General features: G+C 53.3%; 16 protein-coding genes. 12 read left to right on the top strand and 4 right to left on the bottom strand.

The genetic code is table 11. The features are described 5' to 3' along the window. The first annotated feature begins 74 nt into the window (after positions 1 to 74). Together HU175_RS11175 and HU175_RS11170 are read left to right on the top strand one after the other, a co-directional pair. The gene (locus HU175_RS11175) at positions 75 to 1,007 is read left to right on the top strand and encodes a sugar phosphate isomerase/epimerase family protein (RefSeq protein ID WP_176566677.1); all 933 of its coding nucleotides are present in this window, start codon (positions 75 to 77) and stop codon (positions 1,005 to 1,007) included. A 103-nt stretch (positions 1,008 to 1,110) separates the two neighbouring features. Then, positions 1,111 to 2,289, top strand: coding sequence for an autotransporter outer membrane beta-barrel domain-containing protein (locus HU175_RS11170; RefSeq protein ID WP_176566676.1), 1,179 nt, complete (start codon positions 1,111 to 1,113; stop codon positions 2,287 to 2,289). A 50-nt stretch (positions 2,290 to 2,339) separates the two neighbouring features. Here HU175_RS11170 and HU175_RS11165 read toward each other — a convergent pair whose 3' ends face one another. Next, complete coding sequence (locus HU175_RS11165) at positions 2,340 to 3,047, bottom strand: SDR family NAD(P)-dependent oxidoreductase (protein WP_176566675.1); 708 nt, start codon at positions 3,045 to 3,047, stop codon at positions 2,340 to 2,342. 161 nt (positions 3,048 to 3,208) lie between these two features. Here HU175_RS11165 and HU175_RS11160 point away from each other — a divergent pair, with 161 nt between their 5' ends. Then, the gene (locus HU175_RS11160; RefSeq protein WP_176566674.1) at positions 3,209 to 4,735 is read left to right on the top strand and encodes a TolB family protein; all 1,527 of its coding nucleotides are present in this window, start codon (positions 3,209 to 3,211) and stop codon (positions 4,733 to 4,735) included. Positions 4,736 to 4,811: 76 nt separating this feature from the next. Here HU175_RS11160 and folE read toward each other — a convergent pair whose 3' ends face one another. Further along, positions 4,812 to 5,567: a GTP cyclohydrolase I FolE gene (folE, locus tag HU175_RS11155; RefSeq protein WP_176566673.1), complete on the bottom strand. Its 756-nt coding sequence runs from the start codon at positions 5,565 to 5,567 to the stop codon at positions 4,812 to 4,814. Further along, positions 5,530 to 5,961 (bottom strand): 6-pyruvoyl trahydropterin synthase family protein, encoded by a 432-nt coding sequence (locus tag HU175_RS11150; protein WP_176566672.1) that lies wholly within the window; start codon positions 5,959 to 5,961, stop codon positions 5,530 to 5,532. The genes folE and HU175_RS11150 overlap by 38 nt, the downstream gene beginning before the upstream one ends. A 247-nt stretch (positions 5,962 to 6,208) precedes the next feature. Here HU175_RS11150 and HU175_RS11145 point away from each other — a divergent pair, with 247 nt between their 5' ends. From HU175_RS11145 to HU175_RS11105, 9 genes are all read left to right on the top strand, one after another. Further along, positions 6,209 to 7,315, top strand: coding sequence for an MBL fold metallo-hydrolase (locus HU175_RS11145; protein ID WP_176566671.1), 1,107 nt, complete (start codon positions 6,209 to 6,211; stop codon positions 7,313 to 7,315). A 203-nt stretch (positions 7,316 to 7,518) separates the two neighbouring features. Beyond that, a complete protein-coding gene (locus HU175_RS11140) occupies positions 7,519 to 7,794 on the top strand; it encodes a hypothetical protein (protein WP_176566670.1) in 276 nt (91 codons plus the stop codon). A 110-nt stretch (positions 7,795 to 7,904) separates the two neighbouring features. After that, positions 7,905 to 9,278, top strand: coding sequence for a Gfo/Idh/MocA family protein (locus HU175_RS11135; protein ID WP_228724422.1), 1,374 nt, complete (start codon positions 7,905 to 7,907; stop codon positions 9,276 to 9,278). 82 nt (positions 9,279 to 9,360) lie between these two features. Next, entirely contained in the window at positions 9,361 to 10,653 is a 1,293-nt protein-coding gene (locus HU175_RS11130) for a sugar MFS transporter (protein ID WP_176566668.1), read from the top strand. A 163-nt stretch (positions 10,654 to 10,816) separates the two neighbouring features. Then, positions 10,817 to 11,440, top strand: coding sequence for a hypothetical protein (locus HU175_RS11125; protein ID WP_176566667.1), 624 nt, complete (start codon positions 10,817 to 10,819; stop codon positions 11,438 to 11,440). Between the two features lie 155 nt (positions 11,441 to 11,595). Next, a complete protein-coding gene (locus HU175_RS11120) occupies positions 11,596 to 11,841 on the top strand; it encodes a winged helix-turn-helix domain-containing protein (protein ID WP_410528600.1) in 246 nt (81 codons plus the stop codon). A gap of 55 nt (positions 11,842 to 11,896) precedes the next feature. After that, on the top strand, positions 11,897 to 13,141 hold the full coding sequence (locus HU175_RS11115) for a hypothetical protein (RefSeq protein WP_176566665.1): 1,245 nt from the start codon (positions 11,897 to 11,899) through the stop codon (positions 13,139 to 13,141). 78 nt (positions 13,142 to 13,219) lie between these two features. After that, positions 13,220 to 13,741: a GNAT family N-acetyltransferase gene (locus HU175_RS11110; protein ID WP_176566664.1), complete on the top strand. Its 522-nt coding sequence runs from the start codon at positions 13,220 to 13,222 to the stop codon at positions 13,739 to 13,741. A gap of 123 nt (positions 13,742 to 13,864) precedes the next feature. Next, complete coding sequence (locus HU175_RS11105) at positions 13,865 to 17,452, top strand: carboxypeptidase-like regulatory domain-containing protein (protein WP_176566663.1); 3,588 nt, start codon at positions 13,865 to 13,867, stop codon at positions 17,450 to 17,452. Positions 17,453 to 17,534: 82 nt separating this feature from the next. Here the strand turns inward: HU175_RS11105 and HU175_RS11100 are convergent, their stop codons facing one another. Beyond that, positions 17,535 to 18,749 (bottom strand): ABC transporter permease, encoded by a 1,215-nt coding sequence (locus HU175_RS11100; RefSeq protein WP_176566662.1) that lies wholly within the window; start codon positions 18,747 to 18,749, stop codon positions 17,535 to 17,537. Positions 18,750 to 18,846 lie beyond the last annotated feature (97 nt).

Below are 18,846 nucleotides of genomic sequence, written 5' to 3'. Positions count from 1 at the left end.
CCAGTTGGCGGCTTGGTTTTTCGAATGCGAAAGCGGTCTTTTGTTATTTAAAGCTTTCTTAAACTCCCTAATCAATGACAACGTCCCGTCGCTCGTTTATCAAGCAGGCCGCCGGAGCTGCGGCAGGTCTGGCGCTAATGCCCAGTGCTTTTGCCGAGTCTTCCCTGAAAAAACCGTTTTTCGACATCTCCCTGGCCGAATGGTCGCTGCACAAAGCGCTGTTTGCCAAGAAAATTACCAACCTCGATTTCCCGGCCATCGCCCGCAAAGAGTTCGACATCAGCATTGTTGAATACGTCAACCAGTTCTTTAAGGACAAAGCACAGGATAAAACGTACCTCAATGACCTGCTGACGCGCTGCAAGGACAACGGTATCACCAACAACCTGATCATGATCGACGGGGAAGGTGAGATCGGCGCGACGGACAAAGCTGAACAGGACAAGGCAATTACCAATCACCACCGCTGGGTCGAGTGCGCCAAATACCTGGGCTGCAAAACGATCCGGGTCAATGCGGCCGGAAAAGGGACAGCCGAGGAAGTAGCCAAAGCAGCCGCTGAAGGGCTGAGCAAGCTGGGTGAGTTCGCGAAAACGATGAACATCAACGTCATCGTTGAGAATCACGGCGGCTACTCGTCCAACGGACAATGGCTGTCGGGCGTCATGAAGCAGGTAAATATGAAGAATGTCGGTACGCTGCCTGATTTCGGCAATTTCTGCATCAAGCGGGCGCCGGGCCCCGACCGAACCTGCGAGGAGCAGTACGACCGCTACCAGGGCACGAAAGAACTATTACCCTTTGCCAAAGGCGTATCGGCCAAAACCTACGACTTTGACGAAAACGGTAACTGCATCGAAACCGACTACAGCCGCATCCTGAAAATCACGAAAGACAGCGGTTTCAAGGGTATCGCCGGTATCGAATACGAGGGTAGCAAAATCGATGAATACGAAGGCATCCGCAAAACAAAGGCGCTGTTGGAACGGGTAGGGACGATGGTTTAATTTTTTGAAGAAGAGAGGGAGAGAAATCTGAATGATTTCTCTCCCTCTCCTCCTTGCTCCATCTCCCCGGTTTATGAAGTTAACGTCTACTAGTAGCCTCTCGATGCGTTACTTATTTCTTTTTCTTTGTCTCTCTACCAACCTATTAGAGTTAATCAACGCACAGCCTATCTTTTCGGAAGGACGGGTGGAATTAAAAGATGGATCCATCCGGAGCGGCCAACTGGCCTTAAAACGAATCAATAAAACGCGGCAGGTCATTCTGCTGGATAAAGCGTCGAAGACGAACTACCAGCCCAGTGACCTAAAAGCGGTTCAAATTGGCGACGAGCATTTCATTTCCCGAAACGTAAGCGCTCTGGACACCCATTACGTACTGCTTCAGCAGCTAGTGACAGGACCGGTAGCGCTTTATCAACTCGAACGAAGTGGCGGTACAAACTTACTATTACTGGACAAAGATCAAATCCTGACAACCCTCAATCCTAGATCACCGGCAGCTACGCTCAAAACGTTTTTGACTGACTGTTCTAGTCTAAGTGCCCAGGTCAGTGCTTTAGGCAATACCGTTTCACGACGTCACCTGGCTCAGTACGTGTTAGCTTATAACCGATGTGTCGAGCCAGCTAAACCGACCACGTCTTTCCTCGCCAATGCTCGTTCCGTCCAGGTTACTTTAAACCCGCGAATTTTTCTCTCGACGGGTTCGTATAAACTGCAAAGTTTCGATGGCAGCCTGACAACATCGTCTACTTCATGGGTACAACTAGGTTATGGCGTGGATCTGAATTTATCCTGGCATAAACGGTTGAGCGCTGGTTTGACGGTGGCCTATACACAACAGGAAGGCCGCTGGAACCTAGATCAAACGGCCAGCCTGTTTGTCATCGTTGATAAAATCAGTGAACAAAGTCTGTTCCTGAACCCGTATCTTCGCTATGAATTTACCCGGACAAGTCGACAGGTTATAAGTCCTTATCTGACAGTAGGATTTGTGTTCAATAAGCTATTATCCGGACAGATGATTCAAAGTAGTCGAGTATATGCCCAACCAGTAGTATTAACCATCAATAAGGAAGCAGGATTGGATGAATCGGGCTTTTCGGGTGGTGCGGGGGTGAAATGGCGTATCACGTCACGTCTAGCGGCAATTGCTGACGTTCGGGCCATACAGACAAAAGCTCTTAACGGATATCAGGTAGAAATAAGGGGTATTTATGCCCGGCTCAGACCGATCAATAGCTCACTCCTTAGTTCGCTAGGTGTAAGCTATCGTTTGTGAAAAAGGGAGAAAAGAACGATAAGTTAAACTTCTTTCCTCCCTTTTCTCCTTTATTTCAAACTTCCCATGCCCCCGTCAACGCCGATGATCTGCCCGGTGATCCAGGAGGCTTGCTCGGAGAGCAGGTAGGCGGCCATGCTGGCGATGTCGTCGGGCGTACCGTAGCGGTTCAGCGGGTGGCGTTTGCTGGCCGACTCCCGCTTGTTATCGTCGCCCAGTAGTCCGGCGGATTCAGCCAGGGGTGTATCGGTGAGCGAGGGAGCTACGGCATTTACCCGCACCTTGAACGGCGCCAATTCAGCCGCCAGCGACTTTGTGAGGCCTTCCACCGCCGATTTCGCGACCGATACCGACGAATGAAGCCCCATCCCCAGTTTAGCCGCTACGGTACTAAACAGCACGACACTAGCGCCCTTAGATGCTTTCAGGGGCGTATAAGCTGCCTGCAGGGCCGATACCGCCCCCAGAACATTGATTTCCAGATCGTTCCGATAATCGACCATGGTAAGCCGCTGAAACGGTTTCAGGTTTATGGTGCCAGGGCAGTACACCAGGCCGTGTAGTACACCGGGCAGTTGGTTGAGCGCGTCGAGAGCAGGTGTCTGCGTAATGTCCCAGGTCATGTGCGTCGACTGGACGCCATTCGGCTGCTGCCGACCCGCCGTAAAGAGCGTAGCCCCTTTGTCCTGTAGTGATTTCGCCAGTGCGTAGCCAATGCCGGAGCTGGCCCCAATAATCAGAATGTTTTTGTCTTGCATGTCCCTTTAATCTGAATGGATCGAACGATGTCAGACTAAGCGGCTGTACAGCTTTTTTGTTTGCTTATCAGAACAGTTCAAAGTGTATGAAATGTTCTTTATATAATCGTTAGAATACCCGTATAGCAGGCTTTATGAGTACAACTCTAAACCCTGTCCTTATGCGTTTTCTAGCGACGACGTTGCTGTTTTTTATCTGCTCCGCTGTGGCTATCAGCACACGGGCTCAGCAGAAACTAGGCCTTTTCGACGGCCACACGGATATTGGTGCTGTTCAGAAGCCGGGATCGGCCAGTTACAATCCCAAATCTCGTCAGTATGCGTTATCGGGATCGGGCTACAATGTCTGGTTCGACCATGACGAGTTTCAGTTTCTGTGGAAGCGCATGACCGGTGACTTTATCCTCTACACCCGGGCCGATCTGGTTGGACAAGGTGTTGACCCGCACCGCAAAGTTGGCTGGATGGTGCGCAGTACGCTTGATAGTACCTCCCCCCACATCAACATATCCAAGCACGGCGATGGTCTGATTGCCTTGCAATACCGACGTACTAAAGGGACCAATACAGACGAAATCCGCTCAAAACTAACGGGTGCGGACGTAATTCAACTGGAACGAAAGGGGACTACGTACACCATGCGAGTCGCGAAATTTGGCGAGCCATTCGTGACTGAGCAGGTTACGGATCTGAAGCTGGGCGACGAGGTCTACGTGGGTTTGTTCGTCAGTTCCCACAACAAAGATGTACTGGAACGCGGCACGTTCCGGGATGTTCGCATTAGCGTTCCTGCCCCCGATGATTTAGTGCCTTACAGACAATACCTGGCCAGCAATCTGGAAATTCTGGACGTAGCAACGGGTAACCGCCGGGTTATCTATAACGATCCAAAATCCATTCAGGCACCGAACTGGACACCTGATAACAAAAGCCTGATTTACAATGGGGATGGCCATATTTATCGGTTTGACTTGGCCAAAGGCAAACCCGGTATTTTGCCAACGGGCGACGTAAAAAATAACAACAACGACCACGTCTTGTCCTTCGACGGTAAAATGCTGGGGCTGAGTAGCGGTGTCAGCGCCCTGGGCGGCTCCATCGTTTACACCGTTCCTACGACGGGCGGCAGTCCCAAACAGATTACGCCAAAGGGACCCTCGTATCTGCATGGCTGGTCGCCGGATAAAAAGCTTCTGGTCTTTACGGGTCAGCGAAATGGCGAGTTTGACATTTATCGCGTACCAGCGGCTGGGGGTGACGAAGTTCGCCTGACCGATGCGAAAGGGCTGGATGATGGGCCGGAATACACGCCGGACGGTAAGTACATTTATTTCAATTCGGCCCGAACGGGCACCATGCAGATCTGGCGCATGAAAGCCGATGGCAGCGAACAGGAAGCCATCACGAATGGCGAGTTTCACGACTGGTTCCCGCATATTTCGCCGGACGGCAAGTGGATTGTTTTTTTGTCGTTTTTAAAAGAAGAGGTTAAAGCCGACGATCACCCATTTTATAAACACGTCTATCTGCGCCTGTTACCCATCTCGGGTCAGGGCCAGCCCAAAGTGATTGCCTACGTTTACGGCGGTCAGGGAACGATCAATACGCCATCCTGGTCGCCGGACAGTAAGCGGGTCGCCTTTATCAGCAACTCGGTCCTCAGCAGCATCAGTCCCGTTGATTTTTAAATAAACGAGGAAAGACGGAAGAAGAAAGACAGCAGGTTACAGTCTTTCTTCTTCCGTCTTTCCTCGTTTATCCGGATTAAATCGTCACGCTGGCCTGAGCAACGTAGCGCAGGAACTCCTGGCGGGTAGCGTCTTCGTTGAATTTACCGCCGTAAGACGATGTGATCGTTGACGAATCGGTATCCTGAACCCCCCGGGTCGATACGCACAAGTGTTTGGCATCGATGATCACCGCTACATCGTCGGTTTGCAGGACAGATTTTAATTCTTCGGCAATCTGCACCGTCAGTCGCTCCTGCACTTGCGGGCGCTTACAGAAGTACTCGACAATGCGGTTCAGCTTGGACAGCCCGATTACCTTGCCGCTGGAAATATACGCCACGTGTGCCTTACCGATGATGGGCACGAAATGGTGCTCGCAGTACGTCTGAACCAGAATGTCTTTCTCGACCAGCATTTCGTTGTAGCGAAACTTGTTGTCGAACAACGTCGGTGCCGGCTTATTGTCGGGGTTCAGCCCCCGGAAGATCTCCTTGACATACATTTTCGCCACCCGCCGGGGCGATCCGCGCAGGCTATCGTCGGTCAGGTCGAGGCCCAGGGTTTCCATGATGGCCCGAAAATGGCCTTCGATCTGGTCGATTTTTGTTTCGTCGTCCAGCGCAAACGCATCCGCCCGCAGGGGCGTATCGATCGACGTAGCAACGTGGATATCACCGAGTTCATCAACTAATTCGTCGGAGAAATAACCGCTGTGACCACCGTTAAGCGCAGCGCCGTTCGACAGGCCATCTTTAGGCGGGGTACTCGACGAAATTCCGTTCAGTTTCATACAATCTTACTTTAAGATCCAGGTGATCAGCCAGTTGATCGCGCAGGATAGAATAAATGACAATGGCAATGTTCTCGGCGGAAGGATTCAGGTCGGCAAATTCAACCGTATCGAGGTTCAGGTTTTTGTGGTCGAAGCGCTCAGTAACGTGTTCTTTGATTAGATCGCCCAGTTGCTTCATGTCGATGACATAACCCGTTTCGGGATCAATCGGACCGGTCACCTGTACAATTAGTTCGTAGTTATGGCCGTGATAGTTTGGATTGTTACACTTGCCATAAACGCGCGTGTTTTTTTCATCCGACCAGTTCGGATTGTGCAGCCGGTGCGCTGCGTTGAAATGCTCCTTGCGGAACACCGCAACCCGTGGGGCCTCGGCCCGAAGAATATCCATAAATAGACTCGAAAAAAGTTCGATCAGCTCGTCCGCACAAAGGATGTGTACTACACCAGCTGACGTCAGCACGTGCCCATTGGACGCGCTTCTGTACCATGAGTAACCGGGTGTTGCCCGCTGTTGTTTTCTCGCCCATAGAACGCCGGCCCGGCGGGGTTGGTTCCAGATATATGATCGTTCCCCGGCAAGTCAATTGCCACTTCCGGCCTGGGAACTGGCTGCCGGCCGATTGGGTTTTCTGCGCATGAGGTTGTTCAAACGCCTGCTTGCTACCACCGTTCTTATTGTTGCTCTACTGGCCGTTCTGGCTTTTTTAGTTATGCAGTTAAGTACATTTGGCGCTAATCCGTCTGGAGAGCGTCTGGAACGTATCAAACGTTCCCCTAATTACAAAAACGGTTCGTTTCAGAACCTGTCGCCCACGGCGGTCATCGCCGAAAATACGTCGTACTGGCAGACGGCGCGCGACTTTTTCAACAAGCCTAAAGATAACGTACCGCCGGCTCCACTCCCGTCGGTCAAAACTGATCTTAAGGCCCTGCCCGACAACAAAACCACCGTTGTCTGGTTCGGCCATTCGTCGTACCTCATCAAATCAAAAGGTACAACTATTCTGGCCGATCCGGTTTTCAGCGGCAATGCGTCACCGGTTTCATTTTTCGGCAGCGCCTATCCCGGCTCGAACGTATACGACGTAGCGAGTATGCCCACTATCGATATGCTTGTCCTCTCGCACGATCACTATGACCACCTCGATTTTGCGACCATCGTCAAACTGATTCCCAAAGTGAAGATGTTTTATACCGGGTTGGGAGTTGGAGCCCACCTGCAGCGCTGGGGCGTTCCGGCCGATCGGATCGTTGAGTTCGACTGGTGGGATACGCAGCAGCTAAGCCCGGATATTGAGCTGACGGCCACACCCGCCCGGCACTTTTCGGGACGTAGTCTGGCCCGGGGCAAAACGCTCTGGACGTCGTACGTGCTGAATCTGCACGGCGATAAGTTGTTTCTGGGGGGTGATTCGGGTTACGATACGCATTTCAGGAAAATCGGCGATAAATTCGGTCCGTTCGACCTCGCCATTCTGGAGTGTGGACAGTACGGCGAAGGCTGGCCCGACATTCATATGTTTCCCGAACAGACCGCCCAGGCAGCCCTCGATCTACGGGCGAAAGCACTACTGCCGGTGCACTGGGCCAAGTTCTCCCTGGCCAATCATTCCTGGAACGAACCCGTGCAGCGTTTACTGGCTTCCGAAGCGGCTCAGGGACTGGATATCACGACCCCGCGCATTGGCGAACCCATTATTATCGGGGCTGCGAATCCCAAGGCCGCCTGGTGGGCGTTTTAAGCCTACATTAGTCAGGAAAAATAGAATGATCAGCGGCCGGAGACTTGATTTCTGGCCGCTGTTGCGTTGATGCGGTCAGGTAACTCCGGCAGCGGAAGTGGCGTTCGTTCATCAACCGAAGAATAATCAGTGTGCATCACGGTAACAGATTGACTTTCCTGTGGTTAATTGCTTCGTTGAAAGCATACAATCCTTCTTTCATCATGGGCCAACTTACCAAGCGACTACGGGCGTATTTTGCGCAACAACCGCAACCGGTTCGCCTGCTTGCGTCAATCATACTGCCAGCGCTACTTTTCGGAATCGCCCTTTCCGTAGCGCTGACGTTGACCTATACGGACGTTGCATCAGGGCAGCCTATCACTCATTTTTCCTACAGCGAGCCATTTGATTTTAGTCAAACGGGTTTCGTCTGGTTCATTTTTCTAATTACTGTGGGTTTTGTGGAATACTGCATCTGGCAACCCACAAAAGAGTAACGAATGGCTGGTAGAAAATTCAACCCAAGCCATTACTGGCCGCTAGGGACCGTATGATTTTTGCCCTGAAACGACGTTCTTTGAAAAGATAACTGCTCTGAGAACGTTTTATCATGACCCCTACCCGACGCCAATTTATTCGCTCGGCTGCGCTGACCAGTACGGCGGCTTCCGTTTTTCCATCCATCCTGACAAGTGCAGGGCTGCGAGCGGCCCCACTAGCGGCCGACAAAGTCCGCCTGGGTTTTATCGGCGTTGGCCTGCGGGGCCGCAACCACGTAGCACAGGCGCTCTTCCGGGACGATGTGGTCATTCCCGCGATCTGCGATACCGATCCGGCCAGCATTGCCGCGACCAACGAACTGATTAAAAAGGCGGGTCGCCCCCTACCCGAAGCCTATTCCAAAGGCGACGAAGCGTTCCTGCAGATGCTCAAACGCGACGACCTGGATGGCGTTGTCATTGCCACGCCCTGGGAGTGGCACGTACCGATGGCCGTAGCGACGATGAAAGCGGGCAAATACGCGGCCGTTGAAGTATCAGCCACGGTCAAGCTGAAAGAATCCTGGGATCTGGTCGATACGTCGGAGAAAACCGGCATGCCCTGCATGATTCTGGAAAACGTCTGCTACCGGCGCGACGTACTGGCCGTGCTGAACATGGTTCGTCAGGGATTGTTCGGCGAGATGACCTACGCTCACTGTGGCTACGAGCACGACCTGCGGAACATCAAATTCAACGACGGCAAAGGGCATGGCGTTGGGGCGGAGTTTGGCAAGAATGCCTATTCGGAAGCCCGCTGGCGTACGCAGCACTCCGTCGACCGGAACGGCGATCTCTACCCTACCCACGGCCTGGGACCCGTGGCCCACTGGCTCAACATCAACCGGGGCAATCAGTTTGTTCGGCTGACCAGCATGGCCACCAAAAGCCGGGGTCTGCACAAATACGTTGTCGACAAAGGCGGGGCCAATCACCCCAATGCCAAGGTCAATTTCAAACTGGGCGACGTAGTAACAACGATGGTCGAGTGCGCCAACGGCGAAAACATCGTCATTATGCACGATACCAACTCGCCCCGCCCCTACTCGCTGGGGTTCCGGGCGCAGGGCACGCAGGGCATCTGGATGGACGATAACGACATGATCTATCTGGAAGGCACAAGCCCCAAAGCCCATACTTGGGAGCCATTCGCGCCTTACCAGGACAAATACGATCACCCCCTCTGGAAACGGCACGCGCAGACCGCCGAAAACAGCGGCCACGGCGGCATTGACTTCTTCGTGCTTCGCGCCTTCATCGAAGCGGTTAAAGCGAAAGGCCCCGTTCCTATCGACGTATACGATGCTGCCGCCTGGAGCGCCATCAGTCCCTTGTCCGAACAAAGTATTGCCGGGGGCAGTAAGCCCATTGACATTCCGGACTTTACGCGGGGGAAGTGGAAAACGAACAAGCCCATTTTTGCCCTCAACGACGAATTTTAAATGGCTCGACGTAGCAAGAACCGGTTTCTCTTCTTAATTTGTAAAAAAATTTAAAATATCTCCCTCGCGCAGTCGACTGCCCATGACACCTACCGCAACGCCCCCGTCCTCGCAGGTCCGCCCGAACTATACAGTTCCGCTGATCATTATCGGTGTGCTATTCTTCACCTTCGGATACGTCACCTGGACCAATGGTGTCCTAATTCCGTTCCTCAAGATTGTCTGTAATCTGAAAGAAGACTGGCAGGCCTTTCTGGTGACGTCGGCGTTCTACATGGCGTTTACGTTCCTGGCCATTCCGTCCTCGGCTATCCTGCGAAAAACAGGTTTCAAAAATGGGATGATTGTGGGTCTGGGCATCGTGGCACTGGGTTCTCTGATCTTTATTCCGGCGGCACAATCGCGCACCTTCGGTCTGTTCCTGGTAGGTTTATTCGTTCAGGCAATGGGTATTACACTGCTGCAAACGGCCACCAATCCCTACGCCAGCATCCTGGGGCCCATCGAAAGTGCGGCTAAACGGATCAGTATTCTGGGAATCTGTAATAAATCGGCCGGGATTTTGGTACCCCTTATTCTGGGAGCCATTATTTTGAGCGATGCCGATACGCTGGAGTCGCAGTTGGCGGCCCTTACGACCGAAGCCCAGCGGAATGTCTTTCTCGACGATCTGGCCTCCCGGATTATCATGCCCTACGTTCTACTGGCTGGTTTCCTGGTACTAGTTGCCATTTTGATCCGTTTCTCGCCCTTGCCTGACCTGGAAGAAGCCGACGACGAACTCCTGCCCGACACAGCCGCGAAAACCACGGCCAAGACCAGCGTGCTGCAGTTCCCGAACCTCGTGCTGGGTGTTATGGCCCTGTTCCTCTACGTTGGCGCTGAAGTTATTGCCGGCGATGCCATTGGGCAGTTTGGCCGGAATCTGGGCATTAGCCTGGACGAAGCCAAACACTTTACGTCCTACACCATGGCCGCCATGCTGGTTGGTTACGTAGTGGGTATCATCGCCATTCCCCGATTCATCACCCAGGAGAAAGCCCTGACGTACTCGGCCATACTAGGCCTGATTCTGACGGCACTATCGATCTTTTCGGAAGGCTATACTACCATTTACCTGATGGCCGCGATGGGCCTGGCAAACGCCCTGATGTGGCCTGCCATTTTCCCGATGGGTATCCGGGGACTGGGCCGTTTCACTAAAATCGGCTCGGCCTTACTGATCATGGGTATTTCGGGTGGTGCCGTCCTGCCGCTGATCTTCGCGCAGGCTACCCCATCCGACCATCCGCAACAGGGTTTCTGGGTCGTGGGTGTCTGCTACCTGTTCATTCTGTATTACGCCGTTGCCGGTCACAAGAAGAAAAGCTGGTAAGACAACGACGCTGTAAAATCTCACCAGAACGCCCGCTCCTGAGTCAGGAGCGGGCGTTCTGATCTACAGACAACTACGAATTTCTCAAACGAACCATAAATTTTTCTTGTATGCTGTTGCGTGCAACCAATTTATTATAACTTTGGATTTCAAAGTACTTTACATGGCACATCAAGAAGAACTCGCGGCCTTACAGGAGATTCGCAACCTGATGCAGCGCTCCTCCCGCTTTACCTGGCTCAGTGGCCTGTCAGGCATAGTGGCCGGAATTATAGCGCTGGTTAGTGTGGGCGTTGTATACTGGTATCTGAGTCAACAGAACCTGTCGTATGCCGATCTGTATCAGGGTAAGCTTACCCAGGAAACGGGTACATTTCTAGGGCTGGTTGCCGGAACCGCTTTAGTGCTGGCGCTGGGATCGGTGCTTTTTCTGACCAGCCTGAAAGCCCGGAAGGCGCAGGAATCCATCTGGCACATTCAGGGGCAGCGTCTGTTCACGAACCTGGGGATTCCACTGCTGGCGGGTGGGGTGTTTTGTCTAATACTGGTACATCACCAGCTCTTTTATCTGGTAGCGCCTTCGATGCTCGTCTTTTACGGCCTGGCATTGATCAATAGCAGCAAGTACACCTTTACGGAACTCCGTTATCTGGGTATGGGTCAGCTAATCGTTGGTCTGTTGGCCGGCTTCTGGATCAAGTACGGGCTGCTGGCCTGGGGAGTCGGGTTTGGTGGATTGAATATCCTCTACGAGGCGCTATTGTATTACAAATACGAGAAGGAGTAGGTCGCTTGGTTGTCGCCGGAAACGTGAGGTAATGATAGCAATCAACCCGTTCGCAATCGCATCAGCGAACGGGATAATAGTCTGGTCAGGAAACGGTGAATGACTACATAAAACATATCAATAAAGACTTCGAGAGTCGGGCCCGGCTGGGCATTATGTCGGTTCTGCTGGTGGCAGATAGCGTGGACTTCTCGTATCTGAAACAGGCATTACAGCTCACTGACGGCAACCTGTCCAGTCACCTGCGGGCGTTGGAAGAAGCGGGTTACCTGCTGGTTGAAAAACAGTTTATCGGGCGCAAGCCGAACACCCGGTACCAGGTCACTACGCAGGGAATCACAGCGTTCAGAAATCACCTGGATGCGCTGGAGCGCCTGATAATGAGCAATAAGACTACATAATTTTTTTATCCGTTCACTCTGAAATTCAAAGTACTTTACAAAACTCCATACTCCCATGCGCGAAGACATCCTACAGAACCTGGACAGCCCCCGACAGCTGGAAACGTTGTACCGGGCCAACAAGCCAACCTTTAAAACGACATTCAACGACCTCTATCCCCAGCTGCACGACAACCCACTCGCGGAAGGCTGGTATCAGCGTTTGAACTACAACCAAGATGAGCTGATCTGGGGCACCGCCAATGAGCGAATCTTTGTTGTTGGGGCTGCCCTGTGCGCGGCTCTGCTGGCCAAACTCCCGGAAATTCTGTCGCTTGACCAGGAGTTTTTTTACACGCGCAACGTCAGCTTCATCGTCTTTCCCGTGCTAATCGCCTACTTCGCCTGGAAGAACGAAATCTCCGGCAAAACAGGAATCTGGCTGACTGGCTTTATCCTGCTGGCAGCCCTATTTATCAACTCGCTGCCCAAAGGCCAAACCAGCGATACGTTGATTTTATCCTGTATTCACCTACCCCTGTGGCTGTGGTCCCTGCTGGGATTTACGTTCGGTGGCGGAAAGCTGAGAAACGGAGCCAGCTGGCTGGGTTTTCTGCGGTACAACGGTGAGCTGGCCGTTATGATGGCCCTGTTATTGATCGCGGGTGGACTCACGACCGGACTCACGATCGGCCTGTTCGAACTAATCGGCTGGCACATCCAGAAGTTTTATTTTAATTACGTCGTGCTATGCGGCTTATCAGCCGTGCCTATTGTTGCTACGTTTCTGACCCAGGTTCAACCCGGCTTAGTCAACAAAGTGTCGCCGGTCATTGCCAACCTGTTCAGCCCGGTAGCCTTGCTTATGCTGATCATTTATCTGGTTGCTACCATCAGCTCGGGGAAAGATCCGTATCACGACCGGGAGTTCCTGCTGATTTTCAACCTTCTGTTGATTGGCGTCATGGCGCTTATTTTTTTCTCGGTGGCCGAAGCGTCTCCTAGCAGTAAGAACCTGATGCAGAGCATTGTTCTTTTCTTCCTGTCGGCCGTGACGATCCTGATCAATGGTATTGCTTTGTCGGCCGTACTGTTCCGAATTTCCGAATGGGGCATAACTCCTAACCGGCTGGCCATACTGGGCGGCAATGTCCTGATCCTCATTCATCTGTTCTACGTAGCCACACGACTCTGGGGAACCATGCTCCGTAAAAATGACCTTTCACAGGTAGGCCAATCCATGACCCTATTCCTGCCGGTCTACAGCATCTGGAGTGCGGTCGTCACCTTCCTACTCCCGCTGCTGTTCGGCTTTAAATAATCCCTAGAAATCAGGTAGATTACCACCACAACTAACTATCAGTTAGCACGCTATCTGTTCTGTCTTTCTGCTGCGTTTATGAGCTATCTTCTCACCGGTCACGAGTCGGAACGCCTACGATTCAGGCCCTTGCAGCCTGATGATTTTGACTCGTGGCTTCCTTTCTACGACCATCCACAGTCAACCCAGTACTGGGCGGGGGAACCCAGCGATCCGGTACGCAACTGCCAGCAGTGGTTTGATAAGACGTTTTACCGCTACCAGCACAACAAAGGCGGCATGAACGTACTGATCGACAAACAGACGGGCGCGTTTGTTGGACAGTGCGGCCTGCTCGTTCAGGTTGTTGATGGTCTGGACGAGCTGGAGGTTGGCTATTCCATACTGCCGCAGTTCTGGAAGCAGGGCTATGCCACCGAAGCCGCCAACGCCTGCCGGGAGTACGCGTTTGCCAACGGGCTTAGCGACAGTCTGATTTCAATCATCCACGAAGAGAATATTCCTTCGCAGGCAGTAGCGTTAAAAACCGGGATGAGCGCCGAAAAACGCACTATTTACGCAAATAACCCCGTACTTATTTACCGTATTCGCAACAGGTAAACGGCCATTTTATTGATAGGTATTTTTAAATGAGTAATTAGCGTTGTATACTAGCTTTTCAGAATTAGTTGTCGTTGATTATCAGACGACTTATCATCTGTCCTGCTTTAGTTTTTTTACGATATGAACGCACGTCTAGTAAGCCTATTTCTACTCCTGGGCCTAACGCTGGCCACGGCCTTCGGACAATCGACAACCATTACCCTGACCGGGCGGGTGCTGGATGCCGCAACCAATCAGCCTGTTCCCTTTGCCAATGTCTATCTGAACGCATCGACGCAGGGAACAACCGCCGACGCCCAAGGGAATTACCAGCTAACCGGCTTACCCACCGGAACCTCCGAACTGGTAGCCAGTGCGCTGGGCTTCGTCACCAGCCGACAGACCCTCCGCTTAACCACTGACCGCGCGTTACAGCTTAGCCTCAAGCCGGAAAGCAAAGCTTTACAAACCATTACAGTAACCGCCCGCCGAACCAGGGCCTATGACCGGATGGTCCGCGTGTTTGAGCGCGAACTGCTCGGCAATACATCTTTTGCCAATCGCTGCCAGATTAAAAATATGGATGCCGTTGTCCTGACCAGCCAGGACGGAAAGCTGACGGCGCGGGCCAGCGAACCACTGCTCATTGAAAACCTGGCCCTGGGCTACCGGGTCTATTATAGCCTCCTGCATTTCGATCACCACCGGGGCGCTACGTACTACGCTGGCACCAGCCGGTTTGAGTTGCTGACGCCCGACAATACGGAACAGGCGCAGCGCTGGGAGAAAAACCGTCAAAAAGCTTACCAGGGTTCATTACGCCATCTGCTCACCAGCTTGGTAGCGGGTACCTACGAGAAAGAAGGCTTCCTGGTTTATGAAGCCAATTTTGCGGTGCCAGCGAACCCGTCCGTACCGGTAATGCAACGTTCAGAACGGATGCCTACGGTACCCGCCCAAGCCGACAGCATCATTAAACCCGCGAGTCTGGCTACCGAGCGGCTGCTACGTAGCATCAAACCGCTGGAAGTGTTCTATACTCGCCAGCGGGCGGGCAGTACCACGCCGTACAAAGAAATGCCTTACGCTTATTCGCTTGTCTACCTCCCCAAAGGCAAAGCTGCGCTAGTGACCACCGACGGCTGGGTAGCGCAACCCAATGGCCTGGAAATCCGGGGGGCCATGAGCGACGACCGGCTATCCAACCTCCTACCGGCCGACTGGAAACCAGCTACTGTTTCTCCCGCACAGACTATCGCTCTGCCAACGGAGGACGGCACCCTACTGCCCCTGGATACAATCAGCCGGGAGGTAGCCAAACGCTGGACGAATCAGCAGCAGAATAGTGCTCCTACCGTGTTCGTTCAGACAGACAAAGGCCTTTATCTATCGGGCGATACCCTCTGGTTTAGCAGCTACATCCTCGATCCGCAAACCCACGAACCCGTTACTCAGCTGGCGGGCGATAATCCGCTGCATCTGGAACTGCTTTCTCCCTCTGGACGCGTCCTGAGCCATCAGTGGGTACGGGTGCAGGAGGGCCGCGGGGCGGGTTGGCTACGGGTGCCCGATTCGCTGGCGACGGGTACGTATCGGTTGCAGGCTTACTCAGAAAGTGATCGACGTAACGCCCGCCCCGCCTTCGAACGCAACATGACGATAGTTGCCACTAATCCCGATGATTCGACCCTAGCTTCCAGCAGGTCTGCGACAAATGAGCGCACTATACCGGATTCGCTGGACGTGCAGTTTCTGCCAGAAGGTGGTCACTGGGTGGCGGGTCTGCCTTCCCGGCTGGGTATTAAGACCATCAACAAACAAGGACAAGGCGTCGCAACAACCGGTCGACTTGTCAGTCAGGCTGGTACTGAACTGGGCCGATTCTCTACCAATCGGCTTGGCTTCGGCAGTGTCGACGTAACGCCCCAGGCGGGAACCACGTATCGGGCGGTAGTTACCACCGGTGCGGATTTAGCGCAGTCAGTAACTCTGCCCACTGTCGAACCAAACGGTTTGGTGCTGGCAACAGACATGGTTACGGATAGCACCCAGTTGCGATTAAAAATACAGGCTTCTGCCCCGCTGGCGCAACAGCCGGTTTATCTGACCATACAAAGCCGGGGGCAACTCGTTCAGCAGACCAAGCTGCAACTGCAATCCGGCAAAGCCAGTTTAACAATACCCACCGCGAAACTTCCTGTTGGCTTAGCGCAGGTAACGCTCTACAATGCGCAGGGACAGCCTCAGCAGGAGCGGTTGGTATTCATTCCGGATCGGCAGCTTCCGGTTCAGGCCCGACTCATTACTGACAAATCGACCTATCTACCACGCGAAACCGTTCAACTTGCGGTACGCGTTGCCGACGGGTTCGACGAACCACTTACCATCACTGGCTCCGCTACGGTCACCGATGAATCCCAACTACCAGCAGACTCCGCATCCGCCAACATCCGTACGCACCTGCTGCTAACCGGAGAGCTAAAAGGCCAGGTTGAGGAGGCAAATCAGTACGTAACGACCGGTGGAAAAGCCAGCCGCAAATCCCTGGACGACTTATTACTCACGCAGGGCTGGCGTCGGTTTACCTGGCAGACACCAGCTACTCAGCCAGAATTGGCAAATGAGCTGGCCTCCTTACAGGGACAACGCATAAGTGGATACGTCATCGACAAAAATGAGAAGCCCATTCCAGCCTCGGTTGTGCTGTTAACCTTCTCCAGTCCACGTGGGGAATCTTTCGCCCGATCGGCCCGTGCGGATCAGTTTGGCCACTTCACCATCGACGGGCTCAGCATGACCGATACAATGTATCTGCGCCCTCAGGTTACGACGGCCACGTTCAAACCGATCAGCACTGCGCAGATCCGGCTTGATCAGCCGGGTGGGTATTTCTCCACGAAATCGTCGGAACCATCCTCCCTACCGGATTTGACACCATTCCTGATGGCTAGTCAGCAGCGGCAGATCAGCGCGGCAGATCGCTACCGGGACCGGTCAGCACGGCAGTTGGGTGAGGTAACGGTGCGGGCTACTAATATGGATGCCGCCCGGCAGGCACAACAGAACGCGATCTACGGCAAAGCCGATGTTACGGTATTGTTCGACGAAAAATCACGGGCGTATGGCAACGCTTACGAAATGTTGGCGGCACAGTTAAGTGGCGTACAGGTGCGGCCCAACACGGCTGATGCGGGTGGTGGTTATCTGGTTACCGTTCGCGGCATCAGCATGCTCTCCGCCAAGGCTAGGCTCAAGGAGATGTCGCCTTTATACATGATCGACGGTACGTACCTAACCGAAAACAAAGAAGGAAACGCCCTGATGATGCTGAACCCAACGCAGATCGAGCGCATCGATCTGATCAAAAATGAAGGCGCATCTGTTTTTGGTGCCCGTGGCGCAAACGGTGTTATTGCGTTCTATTCGAAAAAAGCCCGGTTCGCCCAAACGGGTGCGAATGCGAATCAGACCGATTTACTGGTGCACGGCTACCCCAGCGAGCGCACCTTCTACGTTCCTAAATACGGCCGCCTGTCGGAGTCAGGAAGCGCCCTCCCCGATCGCCGGAACGTTTTATACTGGCGTCCCCTGCTGGCTACAGACAAAACGGGCATTACCTCGTTCCGGATTCCCCTGTCTGACACAGCTAGTGTACTCCGCGTAACAGTGCAGGGCGTAACGTCGGATGGGCGTCCGGTAGCCGTAAGTCAGTTACTGAAAGTGCGCTAGTTTTAGGAAAATGAAAACTCTGGCAACGCTGGGATTCTGTTTGCTAATCGAACCCCAGCGTTGCCAGAGTATGTTAGCTTTATTACATCGCTCCAATTCGGGCGGCACGTTGCGCCGGAAACCAGGATGTCAGCATCGTTAGCACCGTAACCAGCACGGCGGTCAGCAGTACGTCACTAGTGTCCAGCCGGACGGGGTAGGCGTCGATCACCGAGCTAACGGTTCCCATCCGGATAAAGCCGTACTGCTGCTGAGCCAGACAGATACCGATCCCCAGCACCAGGCCGGCAAAGGCACCGGATAACGCAATGATGGCGCCTTCGGTCAAGAAAATCCGGCGAATCAGGCCCGACGTAGCGCCCAGGGCAAACATGATTTTAATATCCTCTTTCTTTTCAACAACCAGCATCGACAGCGAGAAGAAGATGTTGATGGACGCCACCAGAATGATGAAGCCCAGTGTAAGGGCAACGAGTAGTTTCTCGATACGTATCGTCCGATAAAGGTCTGTGTTCAGATCATCGCGGCTCTGCACCAGCAACGTATCGCCCACGACGTCCTGCAGGGCCTGTTTAGCGGCATTCTCGTTAGTACCGGGAGTCAGCTGAATTTCGAGCGAGGTCACTTCGTTTTCGGCGTAGCCAAACAGATCACGCGCTACTGTGATGGGAGCCAGCACGAAATTATCGTACCGTGATTCGATGAAGAAAACGCCCGAAACGGTCATGTAAGCGCTGTTGAACGCGTCGGGGTTAAGAGCGTTGAAGGATTGATCGCTCTGCGGATACAGAATTTCGAGGGGCGCCAGAATGTCCAGGACCGAGATATTCAGATCACTTTGTACGCCCGCGGCCACAACCGCGTAGTTGACTCCATCTTTCTCCAGCATCCGCTTGCCGTCGATCATAGCCGAGTCGAGTTGCTGGCGTTGCAGGTAATTATTCTCTACCCCCTTCAGGCGCACCACCGTTTGTCCGTCGGCGTAACGGGCCAGCGCATTGTCCTGCGCCACGGCCGTCAGCAATGAAACACCGGGGGTCTGGCGCAGTCGTTTGACCAGATCCGGTGAGGCCAGAAAGCGTTTCCCCTGGCGGGGCGATACGGTCATGTCCGCTTCGAAGGTCTTGAAAATCTGCCGGTTCAGCTCCTCCATCCCGTTGAAAACGGACAGCACCACCACCAGCGCCATTGTCCCCACACCTACGCCCAGCATAGAGAGGACCGAGAGCCAGCTAATGAAACTGCGCTTCTTCTTCGAGAAAAAATACCGACGGGCAATCCAGGTGGGGAGGTTCATTTTTAATTGTGAATGAGTGAATGAGCGAATGAGTGAATAGGCTGGCGCAACCTTGTTTGCCGGATGGTATTCACTCATTCACTCATTCACAATTCGC

The sequence above is a fragment of the Spirosoma sp. KUDC1026 genome (assembly GCF_013375035.1).
In the GTDB taxonomy this organism is placed as follows: Bacteria; Bacteroidota; Bacteroidia; order Cytophagales; family Spirosomataceae; genus Spirosoma.
The sequence above is the reverse complement of the archived record's forward strand: the minus strand, read 5'-3'. Positions and strand labels throughout refer to the sequence as shown.

Bases quoted from the DNA above. Each gene is read 5' to 3' on its own strand.
- HU175_RS11175 (WP_176566677.1), top strand. From the start codon at position 75: ATGACAACGTCCCGTCGCTCGTTTATCAAGCAGGCCGCCGGAGCTGCG.
- HU175_RS11170 (WP_176566676.1), top strand. From the start codon at position 1,111: ATGCGTTACTTATTTCTTTTTCTTTGTCTCTCTACCAACCTATTAGAG.
- HU175_RS11165 (WP_176566675.1), bottom strand. From the start codon at position 3,047: ATGCAAGACAAAAACATTCTGATTATTGGGGCCAGCTCCGGCATTGGC.
- HU175_RS11160 (WP_176566674.1), top strand. From the start codon at position 3,209: ATGCGTTTTCTAGCGACGACGTTGCTGTTTTTTATCTGCTCCGCTGTG.
- folE (WP_176566673.1), bottom strand. From the start codon at position 5,567: ATGAAACTGAACGGAATTTCGTCGAGTACCCCGCCTAAAGATGGCCTG.
- HU175_RS11150 (WP_176566672.1), bottom strand. From the start codon at position 5,961: ATGGATATTCTTCGGGCCGAGGCCCCACGGGTTGCGGTGTTCCGCAAG.
- HU175_RS11145 (WP_176566671.1), top strand. From the start codon at position 6,209: ATGAGGTTGTTCAAACGCCTGCTTGCTACCACCGTTCTTATTGTTGCT.
- HU175_RS11140 (WP_176566670.1), top strand. From the start codon at position 7,519: ATGGGCCAACTTACCAAGCGACTACGGGCGTATTTTGCGCAACAACCG.
- HU175_RS11130 (WP_176566668.1), top strand. From the start codon at position 9,361: ATGACACCTACCGCAACGCCCCCGTCCTCGCAGGTCCGCCCGAACTAT.
- HU175_RS11125 (WP_176566667.1), top strand. From the start codon at position 10,817: ATGGCACATCAAGAAGAACTCGCGGCCTTACAGGAGATTCGCAACCTG.
- HU175_RS11120 (WP_410528600.1), top strand. From the start codon at position 11,596: ATGTCGGTTCTGCTGGTGGCAGATAGCGTGGACTTCTCGTATCTGAAA.
- HU175_RS11115 (WP_176566665.1), top strand. From the start codon at position 11,897: ATGCGCGAAGACATCCTACAGAACCTGGACAGCCCCCGACAGCTGGAA.
- HU175_RS11110 (WP_176566664.1), top strand. From the start codon at position 13,220: ATGAGCTATCTTCTCACCGGTCACGAGTCGGAACGCCTACGATTCAGG.
- HU175_RS11105 (WP_176566663.1), top strand. From the start codon at position 13,865: ATGAACGCACGTCTAGTAAGCCTATTTCTACTCCTGGGCCTAACGCTG.
- HU175_RS11100 (WP_176566662.1), bottom strand. From the start codon at position 18,749: ATGAACCTCCCCACCTGGATTGCCCGTCGGTATTTTTTCTCGAAGAAG.